The 18,196-nt window shown below is 45.3% G+C and carries 15 protein-coding genes; all 15 read right to left on the bottom strand.

The features are described from left to right. Positions 1-2,682 (bottom strand): rhamnan synthesis F family protein (locus HA46_RS20920; protein WP_143807653.1); only part of this gene is annotated, 2,682 nt, incomplete at its 3' end. Positions 2,683-3,092: 410 nt separating this feature from the next. Further along, a complete protein-coding gene (locus HA46_RS16850; protein ID WP_244277533.1) occupies positions 3,093-3,914 on the bottom strand; it encodes a class I SAM-dependent methyltransferase in 822 nt (273 codons plus the stop codon). 201 nt (positions 3,915-4,115) lie between these two features. Continuing rightward, positions 4,116-5,525, bottom strand: coding sequence for an NADP-dependent phosphogluconate dehydrogenase (gndA, locus tag HA46_RS16845; RefSeq protein WP_084885547.1), 1,410 nt, complete (start codon positions 5,523-5,525; stop codon positions 4,116-4,118). A 129-nt stretch (positions 5,526-5,654) separates the two neighbouring features. Beyond that, positions 5,655-6,428: an ABC transporter ATP-binding protein gene (locus tag HA46_RS16840; RefSeq protein ID WP_084885545.1), complete on the bottom strand. Its 774-nt coding sequence runs from the start codon at positions 6,426-6,428 to the stop codon at positions 5,655-5,657. Between the two features lie 4 nt (positions 6,429-6,432). Then, on the bottom strand, positions 6,433-7,233 hold the full coding sequence (locus HA46_RS16835; RefSeq protein ID WP_084885543.1) for an ABC transporter permease: 801 nt from the start codon (positions 7,231-7,233) through the stop codon (positions 6,433-6,435). Continuing rightward, the gene (locus tag HA46_RS16830; protein WP_084885539.1) at positions 7,233-8,528 is read right to left on the bottom strand and encodes a rhamnan synthesis F family protein; all 1,296 of its coding nucleotides are present in this window, start codon (positions 8,526-8,528) and stop codon (positions 7,233-7,235) included. Before HA46_RS16830 ends, HA46_RS16835 begins: the two co-directional genes overlap by 1 nt. A gap of 17 nt (positions 8,529-8,545) precedes the next feature. Beyond that, positions 8,546-9,442, bottom strand: a complete 897-nt coding sequence (locus HA46_RS16825; RefSeq protein ID WP_158086846.1) for a glycosyltransferase family 2 protein — start codon at positions 9,440-9,442, stop codon at positions 8,546-8,548. Positions 9,443-9,526: 84 nt separating this feature from the next. Next, complete coding sequence (gene rfbC / locus HA46_RS16820) at positions 9,527-10,075, bottom strand: dTDP-4-dehydrorhamnose 3,5-epimerase (RefSeq protein ID WP_084885534.1); 549 nt, start codon at positions 10,073-10,075, stop codon at positions 9,527-9,529. Continuing rightward, a complete protein-coding gene (gene rfbA, locus HA46_RS16815) occupies positions 10,075-10,956 on the bottom strand; it encodes a glucose-1-phosphate thymidylyltransferase RfbA (RefSeq protein ID WP_084885531.1) in 882 nt (293 codons plus the stop codon). The genes rfbC and rfbA overlap by 1 nt, the downstream gene beginning before the upstream one ends. A 37-nt stretch (positions 10,957-10,993) precedes the next feature. Next, positions 10,994-11,881, bottom strand: a complete 888-nt coding sequence (gene rfbD, locus HA46_RS16810) for a dTDP-4-dehydrorhamnose reductase (RefSeq protein ID WP_084885528.1) — start codon at positions 11,879-11,881, stop codon at positions 10,994-10,996. Then, positions 11,881-12,960, bottom strand: coding sequence for a dTDP-glucose 4,6-dehydratase (rfbB, locus tag HA46_RS16805; RefSeq protein WP_084885526.1), 1,080 nt, complete (start codon positions 12,958-12,960; stop codon positions 11,881-11,883). Before rfbB ends, rfbD begins: the two co-directional genes overlap by 1 nt. A 433-nt stretch (positions 12,961-13,393) precedes the next feature. After that, positions 13,394-14,407 carry a UDP-glucose 4-epimerase GalE gene (gene galE, locus HA46_RS16800; RefSeq protein WP_084885523.1) on the bottom strand — a complete coding sequence of 338 codons (1,014 nt, stop codon included), beginning with the start codon at positions 14,405-14,407 and terminating at the stop codon, positions 13,394-13,396. 53 nt (positions 14,408-14,460) lie between these two features. After that, the gene (galF, locus tag HA46_RS16795; protein ID WP_033791531.1) at positions 14,461-15,357 is read right to left on the bottom strand and encodes a UTP--glucose-1-phosphate uridylyltransferase GalF; all 897 of its coding nucleotides are present in this window, start codon (positions 15,355-15,357) and stop codon (positions 14,461-14,463) included. Positions 15,358-15,632: 275 nt separating this feature from the next. Then, positions 15,633-16,973, bottom strand: coding sequence for an MOP flippase family protein (locus HA46_RS16790; RefSeq protein WP_033791532.1), 1,341 nt, complete (start codon positions 16,971-16,973; stop codon positions 15,633-15,635). Then, a complete protein-coding gene (locus HA46_RS16785; protein WP_033791533.1) occupies positions 16,970-18,193 on the bottom strand; it encodes a glycosyltransferase in 1,224 nt (407 codons plus the stop codon). The genes HA46_RS16790 and HA46_RS16785 overlap by 4 nt, the downstream gene beginning before the upstream one ends. Positions 18,194-18,196: the final 3 nt, after the last annotated feature.

Raw genomic sequence — 18,196 nt, 5'->3', positions numbered from 1 at the left:
TTCATCGAATAAACCTACCTGCTCGAATACAGCACGCTTAACCATAAAACAGAATCCGTGTACCAATGGGACTCTCACCAGTTCCTGATCCCAGTTTCTTTCGAAGTAAAGGTCAATGTCCGTAGGGGATAATTCTGCAGGCAAAACATTGATCGCAGTCTGCCCTTCAGACCCGGTTATAGAGGGTACTGATTGAGTACTTGCTGCATTAGATAATGGTCCTACTACACCCAAGTTAGGCTGATTGTTTAGTGCGGAGCAGAGTTTATTTAATGAGCCTGACGGAACAATAGTGTCACTATTTAGTAACAGAACGTTCTGATTATTACCTGACCGAATACCATTATTTGATGTTTTAGTATAGCCGAGACGCTCTTCCTGTCGCAATAAAGTGACAGAATTTTGCGCCGCATACTCCTCCAAAAATAGTCTAGTTTCGTTATCAGAAGCGTCATCCACTAAAATAATATGTGCCGTTGATAAAAACTCAGCAAGTGAGTCAAGGCAAGCACGAACATCCTCTAAAGCATTATGAATACAAACAACAATATCCAGGTTTAGTTGTTCGCCATCTACACTGGTTGAATTTATAACATTTATATCATGAATCTTTTTTGGAGAAGGTTGATACCATGAAGAATAGATGTGTGGTTTGGGCCCCCACTCATTAATGCCATGAAGAAATAATGCAAATTCATGCGAATCACGCGTTGACTGCTGTTCATCCAGCAGAGGTTGCCATGTGACCTTTGCTTCTTTCAAAGCATAACCAATACTTAGTTGATCACGTCGACTGAAATTATTTATTTCATTCCACCAGATACGCATGAAATTATGGATTTTTTCGTCACGGGCATCCATTACTAAAACATTGCTCTCTATAAGTAGTTCAAAGCGAAGATTATGAATATACTCATATCGGGCTGTTTGCTCTTTTACTACATCTACATCGTCAAGCTCCCAGGAAATAATCTCCGAAGCTTCTTCAAATAAATCATTCCTGACTGGATGTTGAATGGCTCCTAATGTATGTGAAGAATTTGATACTCTTTGAACAATTTCCGTAATCTTTACGTTAACTTCAATATTTGCATCAACCCATACAACATAATCATAGCCTTCAATGTATTTCAGCAAATTGGTTTTTATGTAGCGTGCAGTACGACGTGGATCAGCGTCAATGTAAGGGGGCTTATAAATCTGGAAAATCCCATATCCATCTGATAGCGTGTCAGAGAAACAATAGTAATCGACTTCATTTTCAAGATACTTTGGTAAAAATAGTGAATCAAAGTTGCCGATAATTGCAGTAACAAAAGCGATTTTTGATTTTTTCTGTAATCTTACACTTCTTTCTTTTTGATAGGTCAAGATATCATCACTGCGATCTTTTTCGAAATGAGGTAAAGTATTATTTTCGAAAGTCGCAAATCTTTCTTTATCAAAGTAGTTTAAAAGTCGATAATCTCGATCAACAAAACTTATTCTTGTCGTATAATTTTGCAGAAGAGGCAACACCCCAAACAATCGTTCAAATCCATGTGCCAAGGTGCCATCAAATTGGCCTTGTTCCTCGTCAAAGTCACTAATTTCATATTTCCCATCTAATATTGACCTATAGGCTTCAGATCTGGCCCAAAAGAAGGAGCCAGCCGGATAATCAGGGCAATAAGTCATATCGTATTCTAACCCAAGATTTTGTAGTTGCTTTTCAACTATTGAGCCATTCCCCCCCCACTGTGGTTGTCTGGTCACTGCATGGAAATACGCGGGAAAAAAAGCCCCCAAGCGCTGATCATCATCAAAAGCATTTAGAATTTGTGTCACTATAGCTCTATTTCCGAGAGTATAGTGAAGGAGGAATCTGCGCCATCCTCTAGTTTTAGACTGCGGGGATTTCTTTGAATGTAAGTGAAGAATAAGATCGTAATTAAGAAGTTCCTGTCCAAAAACAACAATAAATGGATAAATATCTCTTCCAACATTTTTTGTTTCTTTAACAGTTATCTTATTTAACAGCTGTAAAGATGTAGTAAAAATATCTTCGCAGTCAGGAGCGTTATATTTACCTTCAGGAATTGAAATAAAGAGGTCAGATTCAACAGGAATGTTATCAAGATACTTAATAAACTCTTGGGCAAGGTCAATGTAATAAAGATGTAAATGCACACCTATTCTTTTAGAGAATTTATCATTTAGACGAACATCAGCGTCCATCAATAGCGGAGCGTCTTTGGCTCCATATTCAGAAGGCCCATAGCGGAAATATGGTGCCTCAAGCATGCGTGGTCTGGCGCAAGGTTTGCGACCCTCAGCGCAGCCATATAAAAGGAAATGTTCTAATGGATCAATGCCAACAGCTGCAACGTCAGGATACTGTTCAACATACCATTTTTCGTCAAAGTCTTGCGCATAAAGTCGAGCCAAAGATGAGAATCGACCCTCAATGCGACCGTACTGAATGTAATGATTTAATGCGCTAAGACCTGCGCTTTTAACATCAGTATAAGTACTGAGATACCATTCTTCATCTAAATCAGGTGCGCATGCATTTTTTAATGCTTGCTCTGAAGGATAACGTCCTTCATATCGACCATATTCCAAATAATGCGTGTAGGGATCAATGCCGGAATCGCCTATATCAGAATAATTTGAGAGATACCATTTTCTATCGAAATCCACAAATTCCCCATTGGGGACTTGTGGATTATCACTTATTTTATGTTGGCGCTGTGAAATATAAAAACGCGCTTTCCGAATAAAATAATTTATGAGACGCCTAAGAAATCTTAGTGGCTTAGTCACGCGCCATGACGTAGAACTCAAAATTTTTTGTATTTCTTCTTGTCTGAGGCTGAGTTTGCTATCCGTTACAACGTTAATTTCTTGCAGTTCAATGTTTCTTTCTTGTATCTTAACGTTACTTTCTTGTAATTTAAGTAGTTCCGATCTTAAATAATCATTTTCATCCAGACGGATTTCCAGATTTTGACGAATATTTGATATTTCTGATTCTAAATCACTATTTTTTTCATTTAAATCATTTGTTTTATCTAGTACATCTTTTATCTTACCAAATGCATCTTTAAGTTCTAATTTCTGACGGTCAAATTCAAGCTTAATTTTTTTACTTCGTACTCATCAGCACAAGCTTTTCCCAATCTTGAGAAAATTGTTTGAATATGCCTGACTTTATTGGCATTATTATCAGCAGAAAAAAGTTGAATCATCGTGGCAGTTTGATCTGCCCCTACACCTATAATTGTTAAGCCATGTCCGTGTGAAAATTCAAAACAAGGATATTTTTTTCTTAATTCAGATACAAATTTGTAAACACCAAAATCGTCTTTACGCACATTACTATCGTGAAATACCACAACACCACGATTAGATAATTTAGGAAGCCAGACCTCAAAATCATTTTTCACTGCTTCATAAGTATGATACCCATCAATATGGAGCAGATCAATTTCACCCTCAGAAAAATGCTCTGACGCTTCATCAAAAGATGTACGCATAAGCGTAGAAAAACGAGAATATAAATGCTTATTATGCGACTCGACTGAGCTATAAACATTCTCCCCATAAAACCCCGCATGCTCATCCCCTTTCCACATATCCACCGCATAACTTTTCGTGGATAGATTTAATTGGTCTATCGCCTGACAAAATGCAAAGTACGACGAGCCATAATGTGTACCGAGCTCAACTAATACTCGTGGTCTGTGAGCGTTAATCAGCCAGAATGCAAATGGAATATGCTCATGCCAGGCAGAAAGGGTGAGTTCGACCGGACTCATGAATGATATAGTATTCAGTGAATAATTAGGATATCGATTTATATCTTCAGTTAAGATCTGTAAATCACTAAATAAATCAATCGATGAGTCAACGTTTTTTTTGGATGAGTTCATTTCTTCCTTAAATCCCAAAGGTAGCCTTAAAAAAAAGAAATTACAACCCACGCTTAGTTTTCGCATAAATGAATTATGATTCATAAGAGTGGGAGTAGAAAGATAGTAAAAATAATATTCGTAATTCACGAAAAATAATTATCACCATAAAAGTGAAATAATAAAATAAGGCTTCATAAAGAAGCCTTAAAAGTAAGAATGTTAATCAAGCCATTCAGTATGGAACACACCTTCTTTATCGACACGCTTGTAGGTATGCGCACCAAAGTAGTCACGCTGCGCCTGAATCAGGTTAGCAGGCAGTACTTCTGAACGATAACTGTCGTAGTAAGCAATCGCTGCAGAGAAAGTCGGTGTCGGGATGCCGTTTTGAATGGCGTAAGAAACTACATCACGCAGCGCTTGCTGATACTGATCGGCGATATCTTTGAAGTACGGAGCCAGGAGCAGGTTAGCGATGCCCGCATCTGCTTCATATGCATCAGTGATTTTCTGCAGGAACTGGGCGCGGATGATGCAGCCAGCACGGAAGATCTTTGCGATTTCACCGTATTGCAGATCCCAGTTATTCTCTTCTGAAGCTGCACGCAGTTGAGAGAATCCCTGTGCATAAGAGACGATTTTACCTAAATAGAGAGCACGACGAACTTTCTCGATAAAATCTGCTTTGTCCCCGGTAAATGCTTTAGCCTGCGGGCCGCTCAGTACTTTAGAGGCCGCTACGCGCTGGGTTTTCAGCGAGGAGAGGTAACGGGCAAAGACAGACTCGGTGATCAGTGACAAAGGTTCGCCGAGATCCAGTGAACTCTGGCTGGTCCATTTACCGGTGCCTTTGTTAGCAGCTTCGTCCAGAATAACATCAACCAGGTATTTACCCTCTTCATCTTTCTTAGTGAAGATGTCTTTGGTGATGTCGATCAGGTAGCTGCTCAGCTCGCCGTTATTCCAGTCGGTAAAGGTTGCAGCCAGCTCTTCGTTGTTGAGACCCAACGCGCCTTTCAACAGTGCGTAGGCTTCTGCAATCAGCTGCATGTCACCATATTCGATACCGTTGTGAACCATCTTCACATAGTGACCTGCACCATTTGGACCGATATAGGCCACACAGGCTTCGCCATCTTCAGCACGTGCCGCAATCTTATCAAGAATTGGTGCAACTAGCTCATATGCTTCTTTCTGGCCGCCAGGCATGATAGATGGTCCTTTCAATGCACCTTCTTCACCGCCGGAAACGCCGGTACCGATGAAGTTGAAGCCTTGATCGGATAACTCTTTGTTGCGACGAATGGTGTCTTTATAAAAGGTGTTACCGCCATCGATTAGGATATCGCCTTTATCCAGATGTGGTGTCAGTGAAGCGATGGTCTTATCGGTTGCTTCACCCGCCTGAACCATCAGTAGAATGCGACGTGGTTTTTCCAGCGATTCGACAAACTCTTCAACGGTGTAGAAAGGAGCAAGCTTCTTGCCCTGGTTCTCAGCGATGACTTCATCAGTCTTTTCGCGTGAACGGTTGAAGATTGAAACAGTGTAACCGCGGCTCTCAATGTTAAGAGCTAGGTTGCGGCCCATAACTGCCATACCTACAACGCCGATCTGTTGCTTGGACATTTTTTACTCCTGTCTGAAGTTACCATCACAAACTCAGATTTGTGATTGAAGTGCAAATATGTTAACCCATCTGTCTGCATTTGAAGTAGTCAATGGTGCGCTTATCAAACACTCAAAAACTATGCAGGTTTAGGTATTGGCTAATAAATCGCCTCTTTGTATATTCGATTTAAAATAAAGTGGTAGTACTTCTTCAGGCGAGCCGTCCATTTTAACGGTGCCATGCTCAAGCCACAGAATTCTTGTACAGGTTTTCCTTAACAACTCATTACTGTGACTGGCAAGAATTAAAATTTTGGTCGAATTGATAATATTAGTTAATCTTGTTTCAGCTTTCTCTTTAAAGCCTTCATCACCAACAGATAGCCACTCATCCATTAGCAAAATTTCTGGTGTGAAAATTGTACTGACACTAAACCCAAGGCGCATTTGCATACCAGATGAGTATGTTCTGACTGGCATATCAATAAAATCGCCAAGATCAGTAAAATCAATTATTTCTTCAATGCGCGCCTCAATTTCTTTCTTTCTGAGGCCCAGCAGTGCACCACGAATGAAGATGTTTTCTCTTCCTGTAAACTCCTGATTTATACCAAGAGAAATTGAAATTAATGAACCGATATCTCCAGTAATGGTGGCCCGCCCGCTTGTAGGGTGATAGACCTTACTAAACATACGCAGTAACGTGGTTTTACCAGCACCATTATGCCCAATTAAGCCAACTCTCTCTCCATCTTTAATCTCAAAATTAAGATTATTTAAGGCAGAAACAACCACTTTTCCGTCATGCTGACCAACTTTTCCACCTGTGGCAAAATTTATGAAGTTCTTTTTTATAGATCTTGCGCGCGCATCGAAAATAGGGAAATCAATGCCGACATTTTCAAATTTAATAGTTGCCATTGAATTATACCCAATAAGGAACACGATATTTAAATTTACTGGTCATTGAAATAGAAAAAGTTAAACCAACTACTGCCATTACAGCTGCGATAATATAACTGCTTGTCATCGGCACCTCACCTAATAGAGGGCTGCGCACTAAATCAATAAGATGGTAAAGCGGATTGAAATTTAGCAATACAGCAGCAGAACTATGAGATAGTAGCTTAGGCATCCAGATCACAGGTGTCAGATAGAAAATGACTTGCATGATACTCATTACAATTTGTGTCATGTCACGAAAACGAGCACAAATCATTGAAAGGACCATAAGTATCCACGTTAAATTTATTACAAGCAATATAAAGCCAGGGACCGCTAACAGCACAGTCCAGCTTAGGCTTTTATGCACAGCAAGTAATACAAACGGGAAGATAACAATGTTATGAAGGAATATTAAGAAATTTTTCCAAACCACGCGCATGACATGTACATGTAAAGGTACTGGTAACTGCTTAATTATACCTTCAGATGAGATTAAGGCATCACATCCTTCAGAGATAGAGCTAAGAATAAATGTCCATGTTATCAAGCCCAATGTCAAATAAGGTAAAAACTCTCTGACGTTTGTTTTAAATAAATTGCCGAATACTAATCCCATAGTGGTAATCATTACGGCCATACTGATAGTAATCCAGAATGGCCCCATTTTGGAGCGTTTATAACGCATGCGGATGTCCTGACCGCCCATTACTTTCACAACATGGAAACTTTTCAAAGCAGAGGTGAAATCATCCCACCCGACTGATTTTTGCTTATTCGACATTACAAAATTCCAAATTGGTATGCCAGACGGTTTAAACCGACGAGGAACTTATCACCACAAAGGCGAGCTAGTATTAAAGTCATAAACTCTTCTTGCTGTGACTCATCAAGTTGATCTCTAAGCTTGATAATGTCATTCATGCTGCATACGCAACGGAACATTAAATCCAGCTTTATAATTGGCAAGCCAATGTGGTGTAAAGCCAGGCAATTGACATGAATTTGAGAACCCATGGTAAATTCATCAAGATATAGGGCTATAACACGTTGTTTGAACGCTTTATCAAGAATGATTTCATTATTACTATAAGTCCTGAAGAAGTTTACAGCTTCCAGATAATCAATATTTTTAGCCGCTAGCGTCGTCATATCCGTAGTCGAAGATTTAGCCACTAAGTTGTTTTGTTGGTAAAACCCTGGCTCAGGAAGATGCTCATACTGAATCAAATATTTATTATAATATGAAGATAATATTTCATCATTAGCAAGCATCTCTGTTATAGAACGGTTTGCCCAGCCTCTAACACCCTCACGTCGGTAATAGTAATAATTTTTGTAAAAATCATGATTTTCTCTTAACTGACGCTCCATGAAAGATACATTGAATAGCGATTTGAATTCCTGCTCAGAACTGACCAGAGATTTAAGCAGTTTACTTAAACCGAACTCACCTCGCTTGATTACCAGGGGTCTCACATTTGAAGCTTTGTAGTCATACCAGAATTTTTTAAACTTATCATTTCTGGTTATTTTCCCTGCCATAGAAATACAGAATGAACCTAAATGATGAGAGTGCTGACTATTCTCTGTCGCTCCTAATACTTCGACCTGACTTTCAAACAAATTTCTGACAAAATCAGCCAAACCTATTTTTGAGAAAAAAACGCTATCATTGATTATAAGAAGACGTTCACATTTTTCTTGAAAATTATTTTCAAAAAAATACTTCATCCCAGTTTTGTAGCTGCCAAAATCCCTACCATAATTATCACGTTCGATGTAAACATCCGCTAAATCATTTGGATAATTAACTTCATCAAGCTTTAACGTGTTAACCGCAACAATGAAAATATTGTTTCGTTTAGCCTCTTGCAACAGTTCAAGAGTATCATTTCTTAGCGATGTTTTTTCATAGAGAGCAATAAGCATTATCTTACCCCCTACAAAATCCCTTTTAATTATTACATTGGTATATTTTTTTGTCTTAATACCATCGCGAATTGACAGAACACCATAGTAACAATAAATCACTATCTTCAGAAAAAATCTGATAATCATAAAAACTATTCGTTTCATATTTACACCATCATTGGTTAAATCAATTTTCTAAAGACGTTCATGATAAAAAATGCACATGTCTCAACGAAGCTTTGCCTATAAAAACCGCCAAATATAAAACCAGCAATCCTTTTTACCAGACCTTTTTTTAGCGAGTTGAACCTAACATAATTGGTCTGATTTTCATTTGGCATTTTCTCTTTAATACAATCCAGCGCTATGCAGTTCATTTTGCTCCAGGTTTTGAATTCCCCAGCAAAAAGTCGATTAAATCTTTTAACTTTTGACAGCAAACTGCTGTTACTTCCCACAAGATTACCTCCATGCTGTCTGTAAAGGATTTTAGGTTCTTTATCATAAATAACAGCGCCATTCATAGCACTGCAGATAATGTAAAGAATCCAATCGTGGGAGACAATTTTTAAGTCGACAGGAAACGTTTCAAAAAGTTGCTTTAATCCCCGACTAAATACCATGGTATTTCCGCCAGCATAGCTCTGTAAAAGTGCATTATTGAAGCTTAATGCTTTCGTAAAGCACGGTGAATAACCTATAAAATTTCCATATGAGTCGATTAATTTAGTGCGCGAGCCATATAATTTGTATTTGTTTTGCGGCACTGAGTTTAATTGCATGACAGCAGTTTCAAGCTTGCCATCCAGCCAAATATCATCTTGATCACAGAATGCATAAAATTCGGAAATTATATCGCTACGTTGCAACATATTTAGAAAGTTCGCTGCAAACCCTTTCCCTGGTCCTTTATGTAGTACGACTTTATCAGGATAGCTTAGCGCAAATTGCTCAATAATTTTACAGGTACTATCTGTTGAACCATCATCAGAAACTATAAGCTTCCAGTTAGTGTACGTCTGTGAAGCAATTGACTGAAGTTGCTCTGCTAAATATTTCTCACCGTTGTAAGTACCCATCAGAATACTCACTTTACCTTTATTGCTCATCATCGTTAGCTACATAAAAAGGATGCGTAATTAACGCATCCTTAGTTTTAGGAATCAATCAAAGGTTACTGCTTGTGAAAATTTTATTCCGTTTTTATCTTTCGCGGAAAGAGCAGGACTATCACCTTCAGAGATCGGCCAATTGATATTCAGATATGAATCATTCCATAGCAGAGAATGCTCATGATGAGGATTGTAATAATCGGTGCATTTGTAAACAAACTCAGCACTTTCAGAAGTTACATAAAAACCGTGAGCGAAACCTTCTGGTACCCATAGTTGCCGCTTATTTTCAGCTGAAAGGTATACGCCCACCCATTTCCCAAATGTAGGTGATGACTTTCTCATATCAACAGCCACATCAAAAACTTCGCCTGCAACTACCCGTACAAGCTTGCCTTGAGTATTTACAGTCTGGTAGTGCAAACCACGCAAAATTCCTTTTGAAGATTTTGAATGGTTATCCTGAACAAAAGTTCGTGGTGAAACTTGTTCTTCAAATTTCTTTTGCTGCCACGTTTCCATGAAGAAACCACGTTCATCACCAAATACTGATGGCTCTATAATCTTAACGTCAGGGATTTCTGTATCAATAATTTTCATTATAGCTTCCCGTTGTACAAGGCCATCAAATATTTACCATAATCATTTTTAAGTAGCGGTTTCGCCAGCTCTTTGAGCTTTTCAGCATCAATGAATCCCATACGAAATGCAATCTCTTCCGGGCAAGCAACTTTTAGCCCTTGGCGGGTCTCAATAGTTTGAATGAAGTTGTTTGCTTCAATCAGACTTTGATGCGTGCCGGTATCCAACCACGCATGGCCACGGCCCATAATAGAAACCGACAGCTCGCCTTTCTCCAGATATAAATTGTTGATATCGGTAATTTCCAGTTCACCACGTAGAGAAGGTTTTAGATTCTTCGCCAATTCAACCACGCTGTTGTCATAGAAATACAGACCAGTCACGGCATAACTGCTTTTCGGCTCTGTTGGCTTTTCTACCAGTGAAATGGCTTTGCCAGATTCATTGAACTCCACAACGCCATAGCGCTCTGGATCATGAACATGATAGGCAAAGACCGTCGCACCCTTCTCTTTATCAGATGCATCTTTAAGCTGCTTATGCAAATCATGACCGTAGAAGATGTTATCGCCAAGTATCAATGCGCAATTATCGTCACCAATAAACTCTTCACCCAGAATAAATGCTTGTGCCAGACCATCCGGTCTTTCCTGAACAATGTATTTCAGATTAAGACCCCACTGAGAGCCATCACCTAACAGGCTTTCAAATCGAGGGGTATCTTGCGGAGTACTGATGATCAAAATGTCACGGATGCCTGCAAGCATAAGCGTGCTGAGCGGATAATAGATCATCGGTTTGTCATATATAGGCAGAAGTTGTTTACTTACCGCCATTGTAACCGGATAGAGGCGCGTACCTGAGCCGCCTGCAAGAATTATTCCCTTTTTACTTTTCACAACGTTACCCTTAGAATTTTACAGTACCTGAAATGACTCAGTCATATAGTTCATTCAACATACGAATAACACCTTGTTGCCATTCCGGCAGTGTTAAACCAAATGCGGTAGTCAGTTTTTCAGTATTGAGTCTAGAGTTAGAAGGACGCTTAGCGGGTGTTGGAAACGCTGTAGTATCCACAGTATTAATTGCAGTGATCTTTAGTGGCAGTCCCCTCTCCCGGACATACCCAATAACCAATTCTGCATACTCGTGCCAGGTTGTAACGCCTGAGGCAATTAAGTTGTAGATCCCTGCTTTTTCTGGCTGAGCCAAAGTTGCTTTGATTGCATGCACGGTACAATCAGCAATCAACTCGGCACCAGTTGGTGCGCCATACTGATCGTTAATTACAGATAGCGTTTCTCGTTCCTGTGCCAAACGGATCATGGTCTTGGCAAAATTGTTGCCTTTTGCCGCGTATACCCAACTAGTGCGAAAGATGAGATAGTTAGGCACATGCGCAATTATTGCCTCTTCGCCCTGCCGCTTAGTTTTGCCATAGACATTGAGGGGAGAAGTGATATCGTCTTCCCTCCACGGGCGCTCACCGCTGCCATCGAAAACATAGTCGGTGGAGTAATGAACCAGCAAAGCGTTCACATCACGCGCTGCACATGCCAGCGCCTCCACACTGACGGCATTAATCAACTCGGCATTGTGCAAGTCACTTTCTGCCTTATCTACAGCGGTATAGGCCGCAGCATTCACAATCACGTCGGGTTTGATATCCCGCACCGTTTTCGCAATGCCTTCTGGATTTGTCAGATCACCACAGTGGTGGCTTGAATGACGGTCCAGCGCCACAACCTTACCCAGCGGAGCCAAGGCACGCTGCAATTCCCAGCCTACCTGCCCATTTTTACCAAAAAGAAGTATATTCATTAGCTACGCTTCTCGTAGTTTTCTTCGATCCAGTTCTGATATGCACCGCTTTTTACGTGTTCAACCCACTCTGAATTGTTGAGGTACCATTCGACCGTTTTCTTCAGGCCCGTTTCAAAAGTCTCTTCCGGTTTCCAGCCCAAATCCTTTTCAATTTTAGCGGCATCGATCGCGTAGCGACGATCGTGACCCGGCCGATCCTGAACGTAAGTAATCTGGTCGCGGTAAGGCGTTTCTTTTGGACGCAGTTCATCTAGCAATTCGCAGACTTTCATCACAACATCGATATTTTTCTTTTCGTTGTGTCCACCAATATTATACGTGGTGCCAGTTTTAGCATTTTTAACTACGGTATAGAGCGCACGCGCATGATCTTCGACATAGAGCCAGTCGCGAATCTGGTCGCCTTTACCATAAATAGGTAAAGGTTTGCCTTCCAGCGCATTGCTGATAATCAGCGGAATGAGTTTTTCCGGGAAGTGGTAAGGACCATAGTTGTTTGAGCAGTTAGTCACAATCACTGGCAATTTATAGGTGCGCCCCCATGCGCGAACCAGATGATCGCTGGCTGCTTTAGTCGAGGAGTAAGGACTGCTGGGTGCATAAGGGGTTTCTTCGGTAAACAACGGCAAATCGCCGTCCATTTCATCCGGATGCGGTAGATCACCATACACTTCGTCAGTAGAAATATGGTGGAAACGAAATGCCGCTTTTCGTGCTTCAGGCAATGCGCTCCAGTATTGACGGGTCGCTTCTAATAGTGCGTAGGTGCCCACCACGTTAGTCTGAACAAACTCAGCCGGGCCGGTGATTGAGCGATCTACATGGCTTTCAGCGGCCAGATGCATGATGGCATCAGGCTGAAATTCATTTAATGCTTCAGTGATAGCCTGGCCGTCGCAGATGTCGATCTGCTTAAAGGTGTAGCGTGGATTGCTGTTCACCTCTTTCAACGATTCAAGATTGCCTGCATAGGTAAGTTTATCAACGTTTATGACTTCATCATTTGTATTGTTGATTACATGACGCACAACCGCTGAACCGATAAAACCTGCACCACCAGTGATAAGAATCTTCATAACGTGTTTATTCCTGACAAGCTATCTGAGGCATAGGCGCCTGAATAAAAAGCAGACAATCATAAGAGTTTTCAGAGCATGCTACCGCCCCTGGGTTACAGCTCCCACGATGCTGATTATCTTTGACCGAATGAGTTCACTGATCACGTAAATCCGCTACATAATCAGCATTTGGTTGATTGATATCACTTTATTAATGAAATTATTTAAGTGGGTTTATCATTCAACAATCGTAAATTCTATCACTGAGGTATAGCTATTACGAATAAAATGCGTTTATGTCACAGGTGTTAGTTCAACTAATGAGCATTTATAGAGGCAAGCGATGATTGCTGATGCATCAGGGTGATGCAATCAGAATAGTGAGAAAGGTCTGATAAGATAATTCAAATCAAATATAAGAAAGGCGAACCTGAGTTCGCCTTCTTTTCAACTACCTAAACCCATTCGGATTCTTACTCTGCCAGTTCCACGTATCCCGCATCATCTCTTCAATCCCGCGCGTCACGCGCCAGTCCAGCTCTTTATCCGCCAGGCTCGCATCGGCCCAGAAGGCCGCCAGGTCGCCGTCGCGACGCGGTTTGATCTCGTAAGGAATCTGCTTGCCGGACGCCGCTTCAAACGCCTTAATCATCTCCAGCACCGAGTAGCCTTTACCCGCGCCGAGATTGTAGGCCTTATAACCTTCAACCTTCGGTAAATGGTCAAGCGCTTTCAGATGCCCTTCCGCCAGGTCGACGACGTGAATGTAGTCGCGCTGACAGGTCCCATCCGGCGTCGGGTAATCGCCGCCGAACACGCCGAGCTGCGGCAGACGACCGATTGCCACCTGCGCGATATAGGGCAGCAGGTTATTGGGAATGCCGGTCGGGTCTTCGCCAATCTCGCCGGACTCGTGCGCGCCTACCGGGTTGAAGTAGCGCAGCGCGATGGCTTTGAATTTCGGTTCGGCGAAGGCGAAGTCGCGCATCACCAGTTCAATCATCAGCTTGGAGGTGCCGTAAGGGCTGGTGGTGCCGCCAATCGGCGTGGTTTCCACGTAGGGAACCGGGGCGTCAGCGCCGTAAACGGTGGCCGAAGAGCTAAAGATAAAGTTATAGGCGCCAGCGGCGCGCATCTCTTCCAGCAGCACCACGGTGCCGGCAACGTTATTCTCGTAGTACTCCAGCGGCATGCGGGTCGACTCCCCTACCGCTTTCAGCGCGGCGAAGTGAATCACCGCCGCGATATCGTTGCTGGCGAACAGATCGCGCAGGCAGGCGCGGTCGCGAATATCGCCTTCAACGAAGGTCGCTTTCTTACCCGCCAGCTTCTCAACGCGATTAATCGCCTCGCGCGAGGCGTTGCACAGGTTATCCAGTACTACAACGTCGTCGCCGCGCTGCAATAACGCCAGCACCGTATGCGAGCCGATGTATCCCGCCCCGCCCGTTACCAAAATAGCCATGTGTGCTCCTGTCTAAGCTGCCGCGTCGGTGCGCGGCAAAACGTGAGAAAAAGTTATTTTGCCAGAATTTTCTCAATGGCGGCGCGGAATTCCTGCCCCATGCCGTTGCTGCGCAGGCCGTAAGAAACGAACGCCTGCATATAGCCGAGTTTACGACCGCAGTCGAAGCTGCGACCCATCAGCAGCGCGGCGTCCACCGGCTTCTTCTGGCTCAGGCTGGCGATAGCGTCGGTAAGCTGAATACGGCCCCAGGCGCCCGGCTCGGTGCGCTCAAGCTCGCCCCAGATATCGGCGGAGAGCACATAGCGGCCGACGGCAGCCAGATCGGAGTTCAGCGGGGCCGGCTCTTCAGGTTTCTCGACGAAGTCGGTGATGGCGCTAACGTCGCCTGGGTTATCCAGCGGCTGCTCGGTGGTGATGACGGAGTACTCAGAGAGATCGGCGGTCGGCATATGCTGCGCCAGCACCTGGCTATGGCCGGTCTCTTCGAAGCGCGCCACCATAGCGGCAAGGTTGTAGCGCAGATGGTCAGCGGTGGAGTCATCCAGCAGCACGTCCGGCAGCACCACGACGAAGGGGTTGTCGCCGATCATCGGGCGGGCGCACAGAATAGAGTGGCCAAGGCCCAGCGGCTGCGCCTGACGCACGTTCATAATGGTCACGCCCGGCGGGCAAATTGACTGCACTTCGCTCAGCAACTGACGTTTTACGCGCGCTTCGAGCAGCGCTTCCAGCTCGTAAGTGGTATCGAAGTGGTTTTCCACCGCATTTTTGGAAGCATGGGTGACCAGCACGATCTCTTTGATGCCTGCAGCAACGCACTCATCAATGATGTATTGAATCATCGGCTTATCAACGACAGGCAGCATCTCTTTTGGAATTGCTTTCGTCGCCGGGAGCATATGCATACCGAGACCCGCAACCGGGATTACTGCTTTAAGCTTGGTCATATTTTTTCCATTTCATGAAGTGAATACGTGCGGTCGATTATGCAGGATCGGCCAGAACTGCAAGTATAATCTTTATCCGAAAATCCGACACTAAATGCCTGTCATCCCTTAGAAATTCATCTTTTTCCCACTGTTCAGGCGCGCCATAAAGTGAGCAAAGACAAGCGCTAACCGCCGGGTTAAAACCTGCGTTAGTAATGCCGTTCGGCGAAGGTTGATGCCAGGCTAAAAAAGACTCGGGCGGCACGCTGGCCGCCCGAGAGGAAACGCGCCGATCAGAGCCAGCCCTCAAACCACTCCGGCTTAACGAACAGGTTGAAATGGCTTACCAGCGCGATGACCGCGATGAATATCGCCGATACCGACACCCACTGTCGCGCGTAGGGCATAAAGCGGATGCCGATCACCGGCTTGATAAAGAACGGGTGGGCGAAGGCGGAGATCAACACCTGCGAGATCGACAGCGTCAGCGCCACATAGAGCACGTTCGGCCAGATAAAGGTGGTCGCCAGCACCGCCAGCACCACCAGACTCGCCACCACATTCCAGTAGAACTCGACGCTGGTGCGCCCGTTCGCCTGCGAAATCGCGCCGGTCAAGCCGCCCATCGGCCGCAGCATGCCGAACAGCAGCATCAGCGGGATCAGATGGTAGACCTGCTCGTGCGATGCCCCATACAGCACGCGCACAATCACCGGCGAGAGAATGCCGATGGCGAGGTACATCGCGCTGCTGAACAGCATGATGACGAAAGTGCCCTTCAGGAACAGCTTTTTCAGCTGCTCCGGATCCTGCTGCTTCTCGGCGAAGCGCGGCAGCGCCAGGCGGTTGATTACCGGTGACACCAGCTTGAGCGGCTGAAGGATCAGCTCTTTCGCCAGCGAGTAGATGCCGAGCATCTCGGCGCCCATCACCTTGCCGACAATCAGCGCATCCGCCTGGGTGCGCAGTTGGTTAATGGTCTGCGAGCCGAGCTGATAGATGCCGTAGCGCACCGCGCTGACAAAGGTGGCTTTGTCAAACTCCCAGGTCGGCCGCCACGACTTCTCGCCGAAAGCGATCAGACAGAGGATGCGGGTAAAGGCGTTGATAAACAGGCCAAGGATCGCCGCAGCCACCGTCAGCGAGGTAAAGTAGAGCATCGCTACGGTACAGGCGAAAGCGAACAGCTTGGTGGCCATCTCGATTTTCGCCAGCAGCACCATACGTTTGGTTTTGATGTAGTGCGCCTGATACTGCGACAGGTGCCCCAGCACGAGGAAGTTGAGGCTGGTGAGCATAATCAGCCCCACCAGCTCCGGCAGGTGGTAGAACCAGGCGATGGGCCAGGCGACGCCGATCAGGATCAGACCGGTTGCCAGGCTCAGCGAAACGTTGACCCAGTAAATGGTGCTCTGCTCGCGTCGGCTAATCTCCTGGCGATGCACGATATAGCTGCTCATCCCCATATCCTGCAGCACGGTGGCGACCGCCAGAATCGCGTTAATTATCGCCAGCAGCCCCAGCTCGTGCGCTTCCAGCTTGCGCGCCAGCACGCTAAGCTGCAGCACCTGCAGCAATGCGGCAAAACAGGTACTGCCAAACAGCCATATCGCCTGTTTTTTCAAACCGCTCACGCCAGCTGCTCCAGCAGCCTCGCCAGCTCGCCGTAAGCGATATGTTGGTTGAACTCCGTTTCGACCTTGCGGCGCGCCGCCGCAACGACCGGCGCGACGTCGATATCGCCCTGAGAGAGCCTGAAGAGCGTATCGGCCAGCGCCTCGGCGTCGTTTTCCGGCACCAGCCAGCCTGAAACGTTGTTCTCAATCAACTCCGGAATGCCGCTGTGGAAGGTGGATACCACCGGCAGCCCCACCGCCATCGCCTCCATCAGCGCGACCGGAATGCCTTCCATATCGCCATCGGCGGCGGTTTTCGACGGCAGCAGGAAGATATCCGCCTCGCTCAGGGCGGCGCGAATCTCCTCCTGCGGCTTAAAGCCCGGCATGCTGACGCAATCCTCCAGCCCGGCGTTGGCGATATGCTCGCGCATCATCTGATCCTGATCGCCGTTGCCGATAATGGTGAACTCGAACTGGCCGCCGCGCTGCTTCAGGATCTCGCTGGCCTTCACCGCCACATCAAGTCCCTTTTTCTCGGTGAGACGCGCCACGGAAACAATGCGCAGCGGCGAGTGAAACGCCTGGCGCGGCTCGAAGTTGAACTTCTCCGGCTCGATGCCCATGCGCGTGACGTGGATCTTCTCCGGCGGGCAGCCCATCTCGATCAGCTTGCGCTCCCACAGATGGCTAATCGGCAGCAGCAGCTCGCTCTGTTCGAACAGGTTGACGTAATCCTGCTTATGCTCCTCCAGGATATGGCGACGCGAAATATCCGCGCCGTGGAACACCGTCGCCTGTTTGCCTACCAGCACGCCCAGTTCGCGCAGCTTATTGGCCAGCGCGCCTGCATAGCCGAAGTGCACCAGGAATACGTCAGCGGTATAGGGCTGGCGGGTATTCGCCACGATAGAGGGCAGCAGCAGCTTGCTGGACTGCGCGCCGTAGCGACGCACGTTCAGCGAGCGGATCAGCGCCGGTTTCGCCACTTTCGGCAGCACCAGCTTCAGGCGCTGGTTGAGCTTGTCGAGGTTCGAGACCTTCTCTTCCGGCAGCAGATAGTGGGTGCGCGCCGCCAGCTGATATTCGTCGAAGGCCGCGTGACGGTTCACCAGATCGCCTGGGAACACGGAGATAATCTCGACGTCGTAGCCGGCGTCGATAAAATGGGTCACCTGGTTCAGCACGAAGGTCTCAGAGGCGACCGGGAAACGCATGGTGAAAAAAGTCAGTTTCATAGC

The organism is Pantoea septica (assembly GCF_002095575.1).
Taxonomy (GTDB): domain Bacteria; phylum Pseudomonadota; class Gammaproteobacteria; order Enterobacterales; family Enterobacteriaceae; genus Pantoea; species Pantoea septica.
This window is presented reverse-complemented; position numbering and strand designations above follow the sequence as displayed.

Coding starts and splice junctions, on each gene's coding strand:
- rfbC (WP_084885534.1), bottom strand. CDS start 10,075: ATGAAAATTATTGATACAGAAATCCCTGACGTTAAGATTATAGAGCCA.
- gndA (WP_084885547.1), bottom strand. CDS start 5,525: ATGTCCAAGCAACAGATCGGCGTTGTAGGTATGGCAGTTATGGGCCGC.
- galF (WP_033791531.1), bottom strand. CDS start 15,357: ATGACCAAGCTTAAAGCAGTAATCCCGGTTGCGGGTCTCGGTATGCAT.
- HA46_RS16840 (WP_084885545.1), bottom strand. CDS start 6,428: ATGGCAACTATTAAATTTGAAAATGTCGGCATTGATTTCCCTATTTTC.
- rfbB (WP_084885526.1), bottom strand. CDS start 12,960: ATGAAGATTCTTATCACTGGTGGTGCAGGTTTTATCGGTTCAGCGGTT.
- galE (WP_084885523.1), bottom strand. CDS start 14,407: ATGGCTATTTTGGTAACGGGCGGGGCGGGATACATCGGCTCGCATACG.
- HA46_RS16850 (WP_244277533.1), bottom strand. CDS start 3,914: ATGAACTCATCCAAAAAAAACGTTGACTCATCGATTGATTTATTTAGT.
- HA46_RS16825 (WP_158086846.1), bottom strand. CDS start 9,442: ATGGGTACTTACAACGGTGAGAAATATTTAGCAGAGCAACTTCAGTCA.
- HA46_RS16835 (WP_084885543.1), bottom strand. CDS start 7,233: ATGTCGAATAAGCAAAAATCAGTCGGGTGGGATGATTTCACCTCTGCT.
- rfbD (WP_084885528.1), bottom strand. CDS start 11,881: ATGAATATACTTCTTTTTGGTAAAAATGGGCAGGTAGGCTGGGAATTG.
- HA46_RS16785 (WP_033791533.1), bottom strand. CDS start 18,193: ATGAAACTGACTTTTTTCACCATGCGTTTCCCGGTCGCCTCTGAGACC.
- HA46_RS16830 (WP_084885539.1), bottom strand. CDS start 8,528: ATGAAACGAATAGTTTTTATGATTATCAGATTTTTTCTGAAGATAGTG.